Genomic DNA, 17424 nt, shown 5'->3' on the forward strand with positions numbered 1-17424 from the left:
TACAGTCTGGGTAGCGTGATATTCAGGCCTCTTTCTGACAATTATTCGGAAGATGCGGATCGTGAACTGGTAGCGCGGGCCCAGACCGGCGACCGGCAGGCCATGGAAGAGTTGGTGGTACGCCACCAGGCCTGGATCTACAACGTCGCGGTGCGGATGCTGTACTCCGCGGAGAACGCGGAGGATGCGACCCAGGAGATTCTGATTCGCGTCGTGCTGGGCATACATACGTTCCGGGGAGAGAGCAAATTCCGGACGTGGCTCTACCGCCTGGCGACGAACCAGATCCTCAACTTCAGGAAGAAGTGGGCAGCCGCCGATCCATGTTATTCATTCGACTGGTTCGCCGGGGATCTGGACGCTACCGGATTGTCTGAGGTACCGGACCCGCGCACGGTGCCCGTTCCGGTGGAAATACTGATTGAGGAAGCCAAGATGTCATGCACGGCAGCGATGCTGTTGTGCCTGGACGGGCGCCAGCGGCTGGTGTATACGCTGGGGGAGATTTTTGGAGTGAGCGATTCGGTGGGCGCCGAGGTGGTGGGCGTGACGCCGGACAATTTCCGTCAGATTCTTGCACGGACCCGTCGCGATCTGTATGCCTTCCTGGATGGGAAATGCGGCCTGGTGAAGGAATCGAATCCATGCCGTTGCCCGAAGAAGGTACGAGGCTTCATGGAGCGGGGTTACCTGAAGCCGGACAAGCTCCAATTCGCGACTGGGCACCTGCGCAAGGTACGCGATGTTGCCTCCAGCCGAGGGGATGAACTGATCGAAGCCTCAGACCGCCTGTATGCGGCGCTGTATCAGGATCAACCCTTCGTCGAGCCCCCCCAGGAGTTGGTGCGCCGGGCGCTGGCCGGCGTTTCGCTGGATCCGCCTATTTGATTGCTGGATTGTCACACTGCCAGGCGGGCGAAGGTCACAACGGATATGGAGATTTTGTTATGACGAGATTTGCGATACTCCCCCTGCTGTTCGTTTGCGCGGAGGCTGGGGAGGGTGGTGGTTCGGGCAGTCCTTCCGCGCGGGCGGACAAGGACGGAGAAGCGATCCTAGCGGTGGAGCGCGGCGCCTTCGAGCGCTGGGCGAAAGGTGATTTGAACGGCTTCCTGGAGGCTTCAGATCCCGAGGTCGATTATTTTGATCCGTTTCTTGAAACCCGACTTGTCGGCCTGCCGGCGCTGCGCGCGCTTTATGAAAAGATGCAGGGCAAGGTGCAGGTTGACAGCTGGGAGATGATCAATCCGCGAGTGATTGTCTCGGGCGACATGGGTGTGCTGACCTTCAATTTCGCCAGCCACACCAAAGGACAGACCGTGCGGTGGAATACGACGGAGGTCTACCGCCGCAAGAACGGGCAATGGAAGATCATCCACACGCACTGGGCGCTAACGAAGCCGGAGCTACTGAAGCCATTTGATGTCGATTTTTGAAGCTGAGGCGGGTGGTGCCGGAGGTGGGGGTCGAACCCACATGACCAGTAAAGGTCGCGGGATTTTGAGTCCCGTGCGTCTGCCAGTTCCGCCACTCCGGCTGAAGTGTGGGCAGGGCCGACTTTCAATATAGCATTGGGGGGCGGGGCGGCTCCAGCAGCGGGGCGAAAAACAAGGCAGGAGCCGGAACGAGCGGGCTCGCCGCTGAAACCATTGGTCTTGCCGGCGTTCAGGCGGCGGCGAGCTTCTCGATTTCGAACTGGTCGCCGGGCATCGTACCAGTGGCCCTGATCTGGCCTTCGGGCAGCTCCAACACGGAGTGGGCACGGAGGCAACCTGCGATGCGCCAAGGCTTTACGGACGGACTGACCTTCACCACCTGTTTGGCCTTATTCAGGAAGACGATGTCGATGGTGAACTTCATGAAGAAACAGTGAACGGCCTCGCAGGGCGTAATCCAGAGGCCTTCGCCGGGGGTGAGGCCGGTGCGCTTGAGCAGGCCTTCGCGGCGGGTGGCGCTGGAGTTGGCCAGATCGGCGGAATCGGCCACCAGGGTGTCTTTGGTTCGGTTGTGGACTCGGATCTTCATTTTGGCTGCCGGACAACACTGAGCCTATCGACCCTTCCCGTCCTTCCCTGTAGGGACAGGCTCTGTGGGGACTGGCTCGTAGCCCGGGCAGCGTAGCACCGGCAGCCTGGGGTACTTCGGGTAGGCTGTGTCGGTGAGCGCCCGGCGACAGAGCAGGAAGACGCTGCCCCGGTCGTTCTCAATGCGGCGCACCCAGGCGCAGGTCTCGCAGAGGCCTTTGAGCTGTGTCCTGAAGATGTCGTGCAGCCCCATCCCTGGTTGCCAGTTTGGCACGGGGCGGCTATACACTGGAACGGTTATGAAACTCGGACTCGGGCTGTATCGACATATGTTGACCGCGGACAACTTCCGGTTCGCGAAGCAAGCTGGGGCGACGCACATCGTGGCGCACTGGGTGGATTACTTCAGCCACGGTCCGAGGATCCCGGAGACCGACAGCGACACCTGCTGGGGTGTCAGCGACAATCGGGGCAAGTTATGGAGTTATGAGGAGTTAGCCGAGCTGAAACGGGCCATAAATGCCGAAGGCTTGGAACTGGCGGCGATTGAGAACTTCGACCCGTCGCACTGGTACGACATCCTGCTGGACGGTCCCAGGAAGCAGCAGCAGCTCGAGGACATCAAGACGATCATCCGGAATATGGGCAAGGCCGGTATTCCGGTAATGGGCTACAACTTCAGCATCGCCGGGGTATGGGGTCACGTAGAGGGGCCATACGCGCGAGGCGGAGCGCCGTCGGTGGGGTTCCTGGGGCCGGACGGTCCGGAAGAGAGGCCTATCCCGAACGGGCAGGTATGGAACATGATTTACGATCCCGAAGCGGCGCCCGGGACCGTGGGTACGGTCACTACTGAGCAACTTTGGGGACGGTTGGCGGACTTTCTGAAGGCGGTGGTGCCGGTGGCCGAGGAGGCGGGCGTCCGGCTGGCGGCGCACCCGGACGACCCGCCGATGCCCTCGATCCGGGGTACGGCGCGCCTGGTGAACCAGCCGCGGTTGTACCAGAAACTGCTGGATATCGTGCCGAGCTACAACAACGCACTGGAGTTTTGCCAGGGGACGATTGCGGAGATGACGGAGGGGGATCTATACGAAGCGATTGACCAGTACAGCGCCCAGGGCAAGATCGCTTACGTGCACATGAGGAACGTGCGCGGCAAGGTGCCGAAGTACCACGAAGTCTTTATTGATGAAGGGGATGTGGACGTGGCGAAGTGCCTGCGGATCTACAAAAAGAACGGGTTTGACGGGGTGATCATCGCGGATCACACGCCGCAGATGAACTGCGCCGCGCCGTGGCATGCCGGGATGGCCTTCGCGATGGGATATATCAAGGGCGTAATGCGGATGGTGGAAGCGGAGTGAACGCGTGATAAACTGGTAGTTCACGCCAGTTCTTCTCTGGAAACACCCTTGAAAATCGGATTTGTCAGCCTGGGTTGTCCCAAGAATCTTGTGGACACCGAAGTCATGATGGGCCAGTTGAACGCCCGCGGGCACGAGCTCACCAGCTCACCCGAGGATGCCGACGCCATTGTAGTGAATACTTGCTCGTTTATCGGACCGGCCAAGCAGGAATCGGTGGATACGATCCTGGAGATGGCCGAGTTCAAGCGAACCGGAAAGGCCAAACGGCTGATTGTGGCCGGGTGCCTGGTGGAGCGCTATGGCGCCGACATCCGTCAGGAGATTCCGGATGTGGATGCCGTGCTGGGGACGAACGAGCTGGACGCCATTGTAGCGGTCTGCGAGACCGGCGAAAAGCAGGCAAATCCTTTTGAGCCTTACCTTTACCATGACCTGACGCCGCGCATCCTGGCCACGCCACGGCACTATGCCTACATCAAGATCAATGAAGGCTGCGACCATCCGTGCACATTCTGCGTGATCCCGCAGTTCCGGGGTTCGTTTCGCAGCCGGCGATTCGAGTCGGTGATCGTGGAAGCGCAGCGGTTGTTCGCGCAGGGCGTGCGGGAGATCAACCTGATTGGCCAGGACACGACGGCCTACGGCGACGACCTGGGCATCAAGGACGGGTTGGCGCTGTTGCTGGGACGGCTGGCGGAGATCGAGACCGCGCACCAGAAGTGGGTTCGTTTCCTGTATTGCTACCCGAACCGGATCACGAACAAGCTGTTGGATACGATTGCCGAGCACGAGTCGCTGGTGAAGTACATCGACATGCCGCTGCAGCATGCGGCGGCGGGCGTACTGAAAAGCATGAAGCGCGGCGCATCCGGCGAGATCTTCCTCAAGACGCTGGAAAAGATCCGGAAGCGGATTCCGGGCGTCTCGATCCGGACGTCGATGATCGTCGGCTTCCCGGGCGAAACGGAGAAGGACTTCGAGGAGCTGTGCCAATTTGTGGAAGAGGCGAAGTTTGACCGGCTGGGGGTCTTCACTTACTCCGATGAGGAGACGAGCAAGAGCTACCACCTGGACGGCAAGGTGGACGCCCGGTCGATCTACAACCGCAAGCGGAAGCTGATGTCGCTGCAGCGTAAGATTTCGAAGAAGATCAACCGCGGCCTGGTGGGCCAGGAGCTGCCGGTGCTAATTGAGGGCCGGTCAGAAGAGAGCGAACTGGTGTGGCAGGCACGGCTGGCGAACCAGGCTCCGGATATCGATGGGGTCTGCTACCTGAGTGACGTAGGCGATGTGGAGCCGCGGCCGGGCCAGTTCCGGATGATGCGGGTGACGCAGGCTCACGACTATGATCTGGTGGGCGACCTGATCGACGAGCCGCCGAACGAGCCGGCGCCAGCACTGAATCCGTTCCCGATCATTTCGACGAACGCGGGCCATCAGCATCAGCACCAGTAAGAGCGCGCAAGCCGGCTGTGCGATGATCTGATGACATATGCAGGGTCCTGAGCGCGACCCGGATCCCGGCGAAATCACTCAAAGGCTGCAGGCCTGGCGGGCCGGCGTGCCCGGTGCGCAGGATGCGCTGCTGCCACAAATCTACAACGAACTGAAGCAGATTGCCGGCGGCTACATGCGGCGCGAGCGTGCGGGGCATACGCTGCAGCCAACAGCCCTGGTGAACGAAGCCTGGATGAGGCTGGCAGGCGCCAGCCATCCGGATTGGGAGAGCCGGCGTCACTTCTATTGCATCGCAGCGCGGCTGATGCGGCAGGTTCTGGTGGAGCACGCGCGCCGGCACCTGACGGCTAAGCGCGGCCAGGGCCTGAAGCCGGTTCCCCTAACTGAGGCGGCCAACTACTCGATGGAGAACGCAGAGCAATTCGTGGCTTTGAACGACGCGCTGGATGCGCTGGGGCGCCTGGACGACCGGAAGACGAAGGTCGTGGAACTGAGGTATTTCGGGGGCCTGAGCATGGAGGAGACGGCAACGGAGCTGGATATCTCCATCAATACAGTGAACCGGGATTTGCGATTCGCGGAGGCATGGCTGCAAAACGAATTGAACGGACGGCAGCGGCAGGCGGAGTAGGCGGTTGCCTTATACTGATGGGTTGCTGGAGGTCAAGCCGGCCCGGGTGGAGCCGTTGAGCAAAGGTGGCCAGGATTTCGGAGTTGGCGCGTGATGTTGAGGTGCCCGCTCCCTGACGGTCGCGTCTCCGTTTACCCGGATGCACCGAACCTGCCATTGCGCCTGAGCAATCAAGTTTATGAAGTGTCCAATCTGCAAGAAAGAAGTGAAGCTGGGTGATCCGGAGATGCCCTTTTGCAGCGAGCGCTGCCGGTTGATCGACCTGGGCATGTGGTCAGCGGAAGAGTACAGGATTCCGGGTCCATCCGCGGAGAGCAGCCCGAAGCCAGAAGACGAAGAAGATGAATAGAGTGGCGCTGGCCATCGCCACCTGGTTCGGCTGCGGTTTCTGGCCGAAGGGACCGGGGACGGCCGGCTCCATTGGGGCCCTTCTGGTGGCCTGGCCGCTGATCGCATGGCTGCCGGTGCAACCGTGGCACTTTGCTGTCCTGGCGCTGGTGATGACGCCGTTGGGCATCTGGGCGTCCACGCGCACGGCCGAGGTGCGGCAGATGAAGGACCCGCAGATTGTGGTGGTGGACGAGGTGCTGGGGCAGTGGATCACGCTGGCCGGAGCCTCGACCCTGGACCTTCCGCATATCGCCGCGGCGCTGCTGCTGTTCCGCCTGTTTGATATTACGAAGCCGTGGCCGGTGCGGAAACTGGAGTCGCTGCCGGCGGGCACGGGGATCGTGGCCGACGATCTGGCCGCCGGGGTTTACGGAGCGGCGGTGCTTGTGGTGCTGCGATTCGTGGTTCAATTCTAGTAGAAGTAAATTGTCTCGGATGTCATTAAAGAACAGCGCCATTGAGCGTCCCATCATCGAATCGGTCACGCCCCGGGCAGCGATTGCCGGCGGAGACTTTCAAATTCGCGGCCGGTCGTTTCTGGCCGCCCCGCGTCCCTCAGTGGCCATTGGCGGGGTAGCGGCGCCCCTGATAGTGGGTTCGGATTCGCTGGTGGTGGCGCGTGTCCCTGAAGCGGCAGGGCGCGGCGAAGTGATCGTAAGCAACGGCGAACTCGACAGCGCGCCGGCGGTGGTGGCGATTGGCAAACAGATCGCGGACAGCCTGCACCCGGTCGCGAACCCGGCGGTGGACCAGGACGGCAATGTCTATGCGACGTTCAGCGGATCGCGCGGCCAGAAGACTCCGGTTGCAGTCTACCGGGTGGATCCGGACGGGGTGATCACTCCGTTCCTCACGGACCTCATGAATGCGACGGGGCTGGCCTTCGACGCCGAAGGGCGGCTGCTGATCTCGTCACGCTTTGACGGCGTGGTCTACCAGGCCACGCGCAGCGGCGAGATGGGCGTGTATGTCGAAGGCATGGGCGTGGCGACAGGCATCGCATTTGACGGCAAGGGAAACCTGTATGTAGGCGACCGCTCGGGCACGATCTTCAAGATCAGCCCATCGCGCCAGATCTATGTGTACGCGACGCTGGAGGCCTCGATCTCTGCGTATCACCTGGCGTTCGGCGCCGAAGGTTATCTGTATGTGACAGGCCCGACGACTTCGAGTTTCGACGCAGTACACCGGATATCCCCCGCCGGCGAGGTAGAGACGTTCTACCGCGGATTGGGCCGGCCGCAGGGGATGGCGTTCGACATCGATGAGAATTTGTATGTCGCGGCATCGCTGGAGGGTCGGAAAGGCATTGTCCGCATCACTCCGGACCGCGAGGCGTCGCTGTTTGTATCGGGGCCGAACATCGTAGGCTGTGCGTTCGCGCCGGGCGGCGATCTGATGGTCACCACAACGGGCGCGTTATTCCGAGTACCTGCCGGCATCAAAGGCCGGCCGCTGCCTTAGCCCATTCGCACCCCAATGAACGCTGAAATCATCGCAGTCGGCAGTGAACTGCTCACCCCCGAGCGCTCGGACACGAACTCGCTCTGGCTCACTGCTCAATTGAACGAACTAGGCGTCGAGGTGACGCAGAAAGCCATCCTGGGGGATGACCGTGAGCGGTTGGCGACAGCGGTCACGGAGTCGCTCAAGCGAGTGCCGCTGCTCATCCTGACGGGCGGCCTGGGACCAACGGAAGATGATGTCACGCGTGAGGCTGTAGCGCAGGCGCTGCACCGGCGGCTGCTGTTCTCACAGGAGATCTGCGACGAAATTGAAGCGCGGTTTGCCCGAGCGGGCCGCAAGATGGCGGACATCAACAAGCGCCAGGCGTTTGTGGTGGAGGGCGCCGAGAAGTTGAGCAATCCGAACGGGACGGCTCCAGGCTTGTGGCTGGACCTGCCGGGCGGCATGCTGATGCTGCTGCCGGGACCGCCGCGCGAGATGATGCCCATGTTCAGCGACATCTGCCAGCCGCGGTTGGCGGCCCGACTGCCGCAGATGGCGATCCGCAAGCGTTTCTTCCGGGTGGCGGGCATGGGCGAATCGGATCTCGACGCATTGATCTCGCCCGTATACAAACCGTACCTGAATCCGGTGACAACCATCCTGGCGGCCGAAGGCGACGTGCAGATTCACCTGCGCGCCCGCTGCGATTCCGCGGAAGCAGCCGATGCGCTGGCTGAGGAGTTGGGCGTAAAGATCCTGGAGACCCTGGGCAAACGGGTTTACTCCCAAAACGGCGATCCTCTGGAAGCGGTGGTGGGGCACATGCTGCGGGACCGCAACGAAACGGTAGCGGTGGCGGAATCGTGTACAGGCGGAATGCTGGGTGCGCGGATCACCGATGTTCCTGGCTCGTCGGCCTGGTTCCTGGGTGGTTTTCAGGTGTACGCACCGGAGATGAAGGCGCGGCTGCTGGGCCTGAACCAGAAGACGCTGGACGAACACGGCGCGGTGAGTGAGGCGGTGGCGAAGGCGATGGCGGATTCGACCCGGGACCGGACTGGGGCGACCTACGCGCTTTCGATCACGGGCGAAGCGGGTCCGGAGTCACAAACGCCGGGCATCGATCCGGGTGTGGTGTGGATTGGACTGGCGTCGCCAGGCGGTGTTGAGGCGAAGATGTTCCGGTTCTTCAGCGGCCGGAATCGTGTCCGGAAGATGGCCGTGCAAACGGCACTCAATCTACTGCGGTTCCAGTTGTCGTGATTGCGGCTTTCCTCCTGCTCACCACAGTGACGTTTCACCAGGATGTCGAACCCATCCTGCAACGGCGGTGCCAGTCGTGCCACCGGCCAGGAGAGATTGGCCCGATGCCGTTGCTCACCTACCAGCAGGCGAGGCCGTGGGCGAAGGCGATGCGGCAGGCGGTGGAATTGAAAAAGATGCCGCCGTGGTTTGCCAGTGGCGGCGGTCCGTTTCACAACAACCCTTCTCTGACTTCGGAAGAGATCAGGATCATCTCCGCATGGGCGGAGGCTGGCGCGCCGCGCGGCCAGTCGAGAGAGGCGCCCAAACCGGTGCGCTGGTCCGAGGGATGGAATATCCAATCGCCGGACCTGGTGGTGGCGGCGCAACGGCCGTTCGCGGTGCCGGCGACGGGCACTGTGGACTACCAGTTCGTCATTGTGCCGCTAAGAACGATGGAAGATCACTGGGTGACGGCGGCGGAGATTCGCCCCGGCGCGCGTTCGGCGGTACACCACATCGTGGCCTACATCCGGGAGCCGGGCTCGCCGTGGCTGAAGGATGCCCCGCGAAACCAGGCGTTCCGGGCGCAGGGCGTAACGACGAGCGACATCCTGGCGATCTACACGCCTGGGCAGGCTCCGTTCCAGGCACCGGAAGGAATGGCGAAGAGGCTGCCGGCCGGGTCGGAACTGGTGCTGCAGTTTCATTACACGCCGAACGGCACAGCGGAGTTGGACCAGACCAGCGTGGGCATGGTATTCACCTCGAAGCCGCCGACCAAGCGCGTGCTGACGTTGCAGATTGGCAATGCGGAGTTTCACATCCCACCGGGCGAGGCGAACTACCGTGTATCGGCCGGCGGCACGCTACCGAACGACGCGCTGCTGCTGAGCATGTTTCCGCACATGCATCTGCGAGGCAAGGCATTTGAGTACGAGATTACGGCGGAAGGCGGGCGAGCGGAGACCCTGCTGCTGGTAGCGCCGTACTCGTTCCAGTGGCAGCTGAACTATGTCCTGGAGCAGCCGCGGTTGTTGCGCAAAGGAACCCACCTGCGGTTCAGCGGCTGGTTCGACAACTCCGCATCGAATCCATTCAACCCCGACCCCACGAAGGAAGTGGGCTACGGCGAGCAGTCGTGGGAAGAGATGATGATTGGATTCTTCGATGTAGCGGTGGACCCAAAGCTGGACAAGACAGCCTTTTTCGTCCGCTAATCGCCATATTGTTCCGATTAAAAACTATCCCCAAATTGCCTGTCTTTGGACACTGGCGGAAGTAGCCGCATTTGTAACGCAACGGCATTTGCAGGGCGATCAGGGCGCGCTGGAGGCGAGCCTTAATATACTGATCCTGCAAGCGATAAGTACAATCCACGGCAAGCGAGGAAGAGCCCTCCGGTGAGACAGGAGAGGGAGACACTTCACACTTCTTTACCTTCGCGGCGGCGGGAACTCGTAACCATGAGTAGACGAAAGCGCGACTTAATCAATAGCCGTCTCGTGAGGGAGCGGGTTTCTGGAATGATTCGAAGATTCATAACTCTCGTATTGACCGCCGCGGGCCTGCTTGTCGCCCAGCAACAGGAGCGGGTTGTCGGCGCGGTGAAGGCCCTGACGGCCGCGGACAAGGATTTGACCATCCAGACCGATGCCGGCAAAGCGGTAGCAGCGCACATAGCAGACAACTGCCGCCTGATGCGCGTCGAGCCCGGCGAGAAGGATCTGAGCAAGGCTGCGCCGATGGAACTGGCGGGGGTCGCCGTGGGCGACCGTGTGATTGCGCGCGGCACGATGGCGGAAGACAAGTTGACTGTCACGACGCTGGTAGTGATGAGCAAGAGTTCCCTGGCGGAGAAGAGCGCGAAGGAACAGGCGGAGTGGAAGGCGCGTAGCCTGCACGGCGTCGTCAAGAGCGTGAATGCGGCGGGCGGGGAGCTGCAGATTTCCACGGGTTCCAACGGTTCAGCCAAGGAGTGGACGGTCAGTGTGCCGGCAGAGGCCGTGCTGCGGCGCTATGCGAACGGATCGATCAAGTTCGCTGATGCGCAGTTGGCGCCGATCGGCGTGATTGAGACTGGCGACCAGATTCGCGTCCTGGGCAACAAGGACGAGGCGGCATCGAAAATTGTCGCCGAACAGATCGTTTCCGGTTCGTTTCGCACGATGGGCGGAGAGGTGATCTCTTTGAAAGCCGAAACCGGCGAACTGACGATGAAAGACGTGCAGACCAAGAAGCCGGTGGTGATCCACCTGACGGCGGATACCAAAATCCGGAGGATGCCCAACTTCGGCGGCGGCGCCGGAGGGGGCATGATGCGGCCGGGTGGGATGAACGGCGGAGGCCAAGGCGCCCCTGGCGGGGGAATGCAGGCGGGCGGAGGCCGTGGTCCAGGTGGACCCATGGGCGGCCGCACCCCCGACCTGGGACAGATGTTCGACCGGTTGCCGGTCTCCAGCCTGGCTGACGTGAAGCCGGGTGATGCGGTGATCGTGTCGGTGGCGAAGGCAGGGGGCAATGCAGCTCCGAATGCGATTTCGCTGGTAGCAGGCGTGGACTTCCTGTTGCGGGCTTCGGCGGCGCAAGTGAACCAGGCACTCGGTAACTGGAGTACCGAGATGTCGATGCCAGGGCAGTAAATCAGTTTCGTTTTCTTCTCGAGGAATTCCGTATGAACAACAACTACGCTCGTGGTGTGTTTACAGCCTTCCTGCTTGCGATGGCACTCGCCCTGGTGGCGGCCGCGCAGAGCACGACGGTGGTGAAGGGGGAAGTGGATGATCCGTCGGGTGCATTCGTGCCGGCGGCGCAGGTGACGCTCTCAGGGGGCAAGGGCTACACGAAGACAATCACCACGAATGAGATGGGCGCCTATGAGTTCGAGCCGCTGCCTCCGGGCAAGTACAAGCTGCGGATTGCCGCCACGGGCTTCACGCCTTTGGAAGTGCGCAACCTGAGCCTGGAGGGGGGCAAGCCGATTACGCTGAAGAGCCAGCTGGCGATTGCGTCCGAGACGCAGTCAGTCACAGTGGCGGACTACACGGCGGTTTCAGTGGAGACATCGAGTGTTGCGGGCGCCATCGTGCTGCGCGGCGAGGATCTCGATGTGCTGTCGGATGATCCAGACGACCTGGCCTCGGATTTGCAGGCGCTGGCCGGCCCCTCGGCGGGCCCGAATGGCGGCGACATTTATGTGGATGGGTTCAGCGGCGGCAAGCTGCCACCCAAGTCGTCGATCAGGGAAGTCCGCGTGAATTCGAATCCCTTTTCGGCTGAGTATGACCGCCTCGGATTCGGCCGGATTGAGATTCTGACGAAGCCGGGCACGGACAAGCTGCGAGGCCAGGCGTTCTTCAACTTCGGGAACGAGAACCTGAACTCGCGCAATCCGTTTTCCACAACGCGTGCGCCCTACAGCATGCGGCACTACGGCCTGAACCTTGGCGGCCCCCTCTCGAAGAAGGCCTCGTGGTTTATCGATGTCGACCGGCGGGAGATCGACGAGAATGCGGTGATCTCGGCTACGGTGCTGGACAGCAACCTGCTGGAGACACCTTTCCAGCAGACGGTGGTCACCCCGCTGCGCCACTGGTCGATCAATCCACGCCTGGACTACCAGTTGAGCCAGAACAATACCCTGGTGGTGCGCTATAGCGAGGCACGCAACAACAACCAGAACCAGGGGCTGGGCCAGTTCACGCTGCCATCGCGAGCCACCAGTTCAGAGAGCAGCGACCATATCCTGCAGATGACGGAGACCGCGATCCTGGGCACGCATGCCGTGAATGAGACGCGTTTTCAGTACAACCGCAGCAATTCGCTGATGCTGGGCGACAACAGCACGCCGGCGCTGAACGTGCTGGAATCGTTCAACAGCGGCGGCTCGCTGATTAAGGATTCCGGCAGCCGCGAGAACCGCTTTGAGTGGCAGAACATCACGTCGATCACGCACGGGACGCACATGATCAAGCTCGGCGGGCGTCTTCGCTATGACCGGATCGGCGACACCTCGGATTCAAACTTCAACGGATCGTACACGTTCGCGGGCGGGTTGGCTCCGCTGCTGGACGGCTCCAACAACATCGTGAACGGCGCTGACGGGCTGCCGACGATGGTGCAGGTGACCTCGCTGGAGCGCTACCGCCGCACGTTGTACTTCCAGTCGCTGGGCCTGCCGGCGTCCACTGTCCGGGCTTTGGGCGGCGGCGCGAGCCAGTTTACGCTGAGCGGCGGCACGCCCCTGACGAATGTCGCGCAGACGGACGTCGGCCTGTTCGCGGAGGACACGTGGCGCCTGCGGCCGAACCTGAACCTGAGCTACGGGCTGCGCTACGAGACGCAGTCGAACATCAGCGACTACAAGGACCTGGCTCCGCGCATCAGCATTGCCTATGGACTGGGCAAGACGCCGGCGCAGACGAAGACCGTGGTGCGTACGGGCTTCGGGATGTTCTATGACCGCATCGGGGACAACCTGACTCTTCAGTCGCTGCGTTTCAACGGCACCACGCAGCAGCAGTATTTCGTAACGAACCCGGACTTCTATCCGACGGTTCCGGATCTCGGCACACTGGCCTCAAACGTCGTGGATCCCACGCGCCGCACGCTGGTGAATGACATTCGCGCGCCTTACATCGCGCAGACGATCTTCGGCGTGGACCGCCAACTGCCGAAGAACACTTCGATCTCGACGAACTTCATCTATTCCCGCGGCGTTCACATGCTGCGCACGCGTAACGTGAATGCGCCGCTGGCTGACGGGACGTTTCCGATGGGCGACATCGGCAACGTGTACCAGTATGAGTCGACCGGGTTCCTGACGCAGAAGCAGTTGATGATCAATGTCACCTCCCGGTTCAACCGGTATTTCACGTTGTTCGGCTTCTACGTGCTGGGCAAGGCGGAGAGCGATACCGATGGCGTGGGGTCGTTCCCGGTGAACCAGTACAACCTGACCTCGGAGTATGGCAACGCGGCTTATGATGTCCGCCACCGCATGATGCTGGGCGGCTCGATTCGCGCCAAGTGGGGTATCTCCTTCAATCCGTTCATCATGGCGAGTTCGGGCTCGCCGTTCAACATCACGACGGGCCGGGACAACAATGGGGACACGCTGTTCAACGATCGTCCGTCCTTCGCCGCGGCGGGGGCCACGGGCGCGAACATTGTGAACACGGCGTTTGGAATTTTTAACCTGACTCCCGGGCAGAACGATGTGCTGATCCCGCGCAATTACGGCCGGGGACCGGCTCAGTTTACGGTCAACCTGCGCGCCAGCCGGACCTGGGGTTTTGGCGAAAGAGCCTCCGGGACGACGACACAGATGGGGGGCGACGGCCCGATGCGCGGCGGCATGGGCCCGATGGGTGGCGGAGGCGGGATGCGAGGCGGTGGCGGCGGCGGTATGCGCGGCGGCGGCGGTCCGGGCGGCCCGGGCGGGATGTTCGACTCTTCGTCCGGCAAGCGGTTTAGCCTGACCGCGTCGGCTTCGGCCCGCAACCTGTTGAATCACGTCAACTACGGGTCGCCTATCGGCAACCTGAGTTCACCGTTGTTCGGGGAGTCGAACTCCATCGGCGGCGGCTTTGGACCAGGGGGCATGGGCGGCGGAGGCGGCGCCGGCAATCGCCGGATCGACCTCCAACTGCGTCTTTCGTTCTAAATGTAATAAGAGGGTATTACCATGCGATTGAACATCGTGGCAATGACCGGCGGCCTCCTCACGGGGGCCGCTCTGCTATTTGCGGCCGACTTCTGGGAAAAGAAACCGTACACCGAGTGGACGGAGAAGGAAGCCCGCCGCGTTTTGACGGACTCTCCGTGGGCACGGAACGCCAACGTCACATTTGGCGGCGGGGTGGGTGACACCGGCGAGGGCGGCATGGGCCGGCCCGGCGGTGGCGGTGGTATGGGTGGACCTGGAGGAGGAGGAATGGGCGGCCCCGGCGGCGGCGGTATGGGTGGACCTGGTGGAGGAGGAATGGGTGGTCCCGGCGGCGGCGGCATGGGCGGTCCCGGTGGCGGCGGCATGGGCGGTCCGGGGGGCGGCGGCATGAGCGCCGTGGTCCGCTGGCAGAGTTCCCTGCCCGTGCGCCAGGCGATGGCTCAACTGAAATCCGCCAGCGAACCCGGCCAGGCGAAGTCTGCCCAGGCAGCCCTGAGCGAACCGAGCAAGAACTATGTCATCGCGGTGGATGGATTGCCGATGATGGGCGGTGGCATGCGTGGGGGCCCGAGGCCCGGCATGGAGCAGCAGCGATTCCAGGCCGGAGCGCAACAGGGCGGCCCAGAAGGAGGTGCGCGGCGGGGCCCGGATCCGGAGCAGATGAAAGCACGCATGAAAGCCCAGACCCAGATCAACCGCAAAGGACACGACCCGATGCATCCAGTGGATGTGCTGATGCCGAACGGCGAGGGTCCGCGGGTAGTCTATTTCCTGTTTTCGAAGGACGATCCGATCAGCCTGGATGACAAGGAAGTCGAGTTCGTTACCAGCGTCGGCCCGATGATGGTGAAGCGGAAGTTCAAGCTGTCCGAGATGGTGGCGGGCGGAAAACTGGAACTTTAAGGTGAGAGCGGCCGCCCGAGCCTGGAGCCGGGCGGCCGCTGGATTCCTGGCTGACTAGCGAACCATTAAGACAATGGTTTCAATGTGATAGGTCTGCGGGAAGAGATCAATCATAGTCATCTTCTCGAAGCGGTAGCCTGCGCCAATCAGGACGGCGGCGTCGCGCGCGAGGGTGGCGGGATCGCAGGAGACGAGGCTGAGGCGCGGCGGCAGGAGGCGGACCAGGTGTTTGACGACCGCCTTGCCGAGGCCGCTGCGGGGCGGATCGGCCAGGACAAAATCGGGCGTGGCGGTCAGGTTTTCGAGGTACTGCTCGGATTGCAGGCGTAAGGCCTTGGCTTTGACGCCGCTGCGCTCCGCATTGAATTCCAGATCCCGAACGGCCGAGCCATCGCTTTCGACACCGGTGACCTTTTCAAAGCGGCGAGCGAGCGGAAGGGTGAACAAACCCACGCCGGCGTAGAGGTCGAGCGCGGTCTTACCCTCGGCGCCTTCGATGGCGCATTTCACCATTTCATCGGCGAGGAAGCGGTTCACCTGGAAGAATGACTTGTGGCTGACGCGAAACTTTTCGCCGGCCGCGGCATATTCCAGCGCTCCTTCGGAGGCGCCGGGAATCTGCAGGCCCAGCCAGTCGAAGAAGCCCTTGGCCACGCCGCGGCTGCCCTCGGTGGAGAGCACGTTCACCATGGTTTGTTCGCCATTGGTGAATAGCTCTATCTCTTTGAGAAAACGGGGAAAATGCTTGTCGCGGCGCAGTCCGCGCAGTTTCTTCAGCGCGTCGTTGATGAGCGGCGCGGAGATGGGGCATTTGTCCACGTCGACAACGCGATCGCTGCCGGCGGCTTTGAAGCCCAGCGAGTGCTGGGGGCCGAAGTGGAACTGGCTGCGATTGCGGTAGCCCCAGGGTTCGGCGCTGATGGTCTCGATCTTTTCCGGCGCTTCGATTTTGCCTACGCGGCGCAGGACTTCGCGCAGGATTTCCGCCTTTTGGGCGACCTGCATGTCATAAGGCGCCATCTGGTAGTGGCAGCCTCCGCACTTTTCGAAATACGGGCAGGCGGGCTCAATGCGGGCCTCGCTGCGTTCCAACCACTCGGCCACCCGGCCTTCCACCATGCCGGTCTTTTGTTTGACAGGCTCGACGCGCACTTGCTCGCCGGGCATCACGAACGGTACAAGCGTGACCTGGCCGTCAGTCCGGCCGAGGCCCGCGCCGCCGTAAACCCACTTCTCGATCTTCACTTCAGCCATGCGCATCCCTTACGATAAAAATTACTCTTCTCTATCAGTTCAGCATGAAACCACGAGTCCTGTCCGGAATCCAGCCCACTGGAAGCCTCCACATTGGAAACTATCTGGGCGCCCTGAAGAACTGGGTCCGCATGCAGCACGACTACGAATGCGTGTTTTGCATCGTGGATCTGCACGCGATCACGCTCTTTCAGGAGCCGGCGGAACTGCGCCGGAAGATCGAGCAGACGGCGGCTATATTTCTGGCGGCCGGCATCGATCCGAAGATCTCCTCGGTCGTCGTGCAATCGACGGTGGCCGCGCACGCCGAGCTCTGCTGGCTGCTCACCTGTGTGACGCCGCTGGGCTGGCTGGAGCGGATGACGCAGTTCAAAGACAAGTCGGCGAAGCAGGAGAGCATCAGCGACGGGCTGCTGCAGTATCCCGTATTAATGGCGGCAGACATCCTGCTGTACAAGGCAAACGCGGTGCCGGTGGGGGATGACCAGACGCAACACCTGGAATTGACCCGCGACGTGGCGCAGCGTTTCAACTCGCAGTATGGCGACACGTTTGTGATGCCGGAGACCAAGTTGCCGATGGTGGGCGCGCGCATCATGGGACTGGACGATCCGACGAAGAAGATGAGCAAGTCGGAGACGGGTTCGAACCACGCGGTCGCGCTGTTGGACGAGCCGTCCGTGATCAGGAAGAAGATCATGCGGGCCACCACCGACTCCGGCAGCGGGGTCGATTTCGACACCATGGGTGCGGGTGTGGCCAATCTGCTGACCATTCACCAGGCGTTCACCGGCTGGACGGACGACCAGATCAAGAGCCACTTCGCGGGCCTGCGGTATGGCGACCTGAAGAAGACGGTGGCCGAGGCGGTTGTGGCCGGCCTGGAGCCGATCCAGCAGCGGTACCGGGAGATCACCGCCGACCCCGCCTATTTGAAGGGTGTCCTGCGAGAGGCCGCCGAGCGCGTCGCGCCGGTCGCCAATGATACCGTGCGGCTGGTAAAGCAGCGCATGGGCATTTACACGGACTAGGCCA

At 62.1% G+C, this 17424-nt stretch carries 17 protein-coding genes and 1 tRNA gene; 14 read left to right on the plus strand and 4 right to left on the minus strand.

Annotated elements, in window-relative coordinates:
- The first annotated feature begins 15 nt into the window (after positions 1-15).
- Both ACR9Y2_RS02085 and ACR9Y2_RS02090 read left to right on the plus strand, forming a co-directional pair.
- Entirely contained in the window at positions 16-888 is an 873-nt protein-coding gene (locus ACR9Y2_RS02085) for an RNA polymerase sigma factor (RefSeq protein ID WP_435039364.1), read from the plus strand.
- Positions 889-947: 59 nt separating this feature from the next.
- Positions 948-1436: a YybH family protein gene (locus ACR9Y2_RS02090; RefSeq protein ID WP_435039365.1), complete on the plus strand. Its 489-nt coding sequence runs from the start codon at positions 948-950 to the stop codon at positions 1434-1436.
- Positions 1437-1448: 12 nt separating this feature from the next.
- On the opposite strand, the gene ACR9Y2_RS02095 is transcribed toward ACR9Y2_RS02090, so the two are convergent.
- The 3 genes from ACR9Y2_RS02095 to ACR9Y2_RS02105 all read right to left on the minus strand — a co-directional run bounded on the left by ACR9Y2_RS02095 (position 1449) and on the right by ACR9Y2_RS02105 (position 2298).
- A tRNA-Leu gene (locus tag ACR9Y2_RS02095) sits at positions 1449-1537 on the minus strand.
- A gap of 128 nt (positions 1538-1665) precedes the next feature.
- The gene (locus ACR9Y2_RS02100; protein ID WP_435039366.1) at positions 1666-2025 is read right to left on the minus strand and encodes a DUF192 domain-containing protein; all 360 of its coding nucleotides are present in this window, start codon (positions 2023-2025) and stop codon (positions 1666-1668) included.
- A 24-nt stretch (positions 2026-2049) separates the two neighbouring features.
- Positions 2050-2298: a hypothetical protein gene (locus ACR9Y2_RS02105; RefSeq protein WP_435039367.1), complete on the minus strand. Its 249-nt coding sequence runs from the start codon at positions 2296-2298 to the stop codon at positions 2050-2052.
- A 25-nt stretch (positions 2299-2323) separates the two neighbouring features.
- Here ACR9Y2_RS02105 and ACR9Y2_RS02110 point away from each other — a divergent pair, with 25 nt between their 5' ends.
- The 11 genes from ACR9Y2_RS02110 (at position 2324) to ACR9Y2_RS02160 (ending at position 15135) form a co-directional block, all read left to right on the plus strand.
- Complete coding sequence (locus tag ACR9Y2_RS02110; RefSeq protein ID WP_435039368.1) at positions 2324-3391, plus strand: mannonate dehydratase; 1068 nt, start codon at positions 2324-2326, stop codon at positions 3389-3391.
- A 48-nt stretch (positions 3392-3439) separates the two neighbouring features.
- The gene (gene rimO / locus ACR9Y2_RS02115) at positions 3440-4849 is read left to right on the plus strand and encodes a 30S ribosomal protein S12 methylthiotransferase RimO (RefSeq protein WP_435039369.1); all 1410 of its coding nucleotides are present in this window, start codon (positions 3440-3442) and stop codon (positions 4847-4849) included.
- 37 nt (positions 4850-4886) lie between these two features.
- Positions 4887-5483 carry a sigma-70 family RNA polymerase sigma factor gene (locus ACR9Y2_RS02120; RefSeq protein WP_435039370.1) on the plus strand — a complete coding sequence of 199 codons (597 nt, stop codon included), beginning with the start codon at positions 4887-4889 and terminating at the stop codon, positions 5481-5483.
- Positions 5484-5661: 178 nt separating this feature from the next.
- On the plus strand, positions 5662-5832 hold the full coding sequence (locus tag ACR9Y2_RS02125; RefSeq protein WP_435039371.1) for a DNA gyrase inhibitor YacG: 171 nt from the start codon (positions 5662-5664) through the stop codon (positions 5830-5832).
- A complete protein-coding gene (locus tag ACR9Y2_RS02130; RefSeq protein WP_435039372.1) occupies positions 5825-6289 on the plus strand; it encodes a phosphatidylglycerophosphatase A family protein in 465 nt (154 codons plus the stop codon). The genes ACR9Y2_RS02125 and ACR9Y2_RS02130 overlap by 8 nt, the downstream gene beginning before the upstream one ends.
- Positions 6290-6308: 19 nt before the next feature.
- Positions 6309-7337 carry an IPT/TIG domain-containing protein gene (locus ACR9Y2_RS02135; RefSeq protein WP_435039373.1) on the plus strand — a complete coding sequence of 343 codons (1029 nt, stop codon included), beginning with the start codon at positions 6309-6311 and terminating at the stop codon, positions 7335-7337.
- 15 nt (positions 7338-7352) lie between these two features.
- On the plus strand, positions 7353-8585 hold the full coding sequence (locus tag ACR9Y2_RS02140) for a competence/damage-inducible protein A (protein WP_435039374.1): 1233 nt from the start codon (positions 7353-7355) through the stop codon (positions 8583-8585).
- Positions 8582-9784, plus strand: a complete 1203-nt coding sequence (locus ACR9Y2_RS02145; protein WP_435039375.1) for a thiol-disulfide isomerase — start codon at positions 8582-8584, stop codon at positions 9782-9784. Before ACR9Y2_RS02140 ends, ACR9Y2_RS02145 begins: the two co-directional genes overlap by 4 nt.
- A gap of 306 nt (positions 9785-10090) precedes the next feature.
- A complete protein-coding gene (locus tag ACR9Y2_RS02150; RefSeq protein ID WP_435039376.1) occupies positions 10091-11206 on the plus strand; it encodes a hypothetical protein in 1116 nt (371 codons plus the stop codon).
- A gap of 32 nt (positions 11207-11238) precedes the next feature.
- Positions 11239-14229, plus strand: a complete 2991-nt coding sequence (locus tag ACR9Y2_RS02155) for a carboxypeptidase regulatory-like domain-containing protein (protein ID WP_435039377.1) — start codon at positions 11239-11241, stop codon at positions 14227-14229.
- A gap of 21 nt (positions 14230-14250) precedes the next feature.
- Complete coding sequence (locus ACR9Y2_RS02160; RefSeq protein WP_435039378.1) at positions 14251-15135, plus strand: hypothetical protein; 885 nt, start codon at positions 14251-14253, stop codon at positions 15133-15135.
- Positions 15136-15189: 54 nt separating this feature from the next.
- On the opposite strand, the gene ACR9Y2_RS02165 is transcribed toward ACR9Y2_RS02160, so the two are convergent.
- Complete coding sequence (locus ACR9Y2_RS02165; RefSeq protein ID WP_435039379.1) at positions 15190-16389, minus strand: class I SAM-dependent RNA methyltransferase; 1200 nt, start codon at positions 16387-16389, stop codon at positions 15190-15192.
- 44 nt (positions 16390-16433) lie between these two features.
- Between ACR9Y2_RS02165 and trpS the strand changes: the two genes are divergently transcribed.
- Complete coding sequence (gene trpS, locus ACR9Y2_RS02170; protein WP_435039380.1) at positions 16434-17420, plus strand: tryptophan--tRNA ligase; 987 nt, start codon at positions 16434-16436, stop codon at positions 17418-17420.
- The last annotated feature ends 4 nt before the right edge of the window (positions 17421-17424 follow it).

The organism is Paludibaculum fermentans (assembly GCF_051172195.1).
Classification (GTDB): domain Bacteria; phylum Acidobacteriota; class Terriglobia; order Bryobacterales; family Bryobacteraceae; genus Paludibaculum; species Paludibaculum fermentans_A.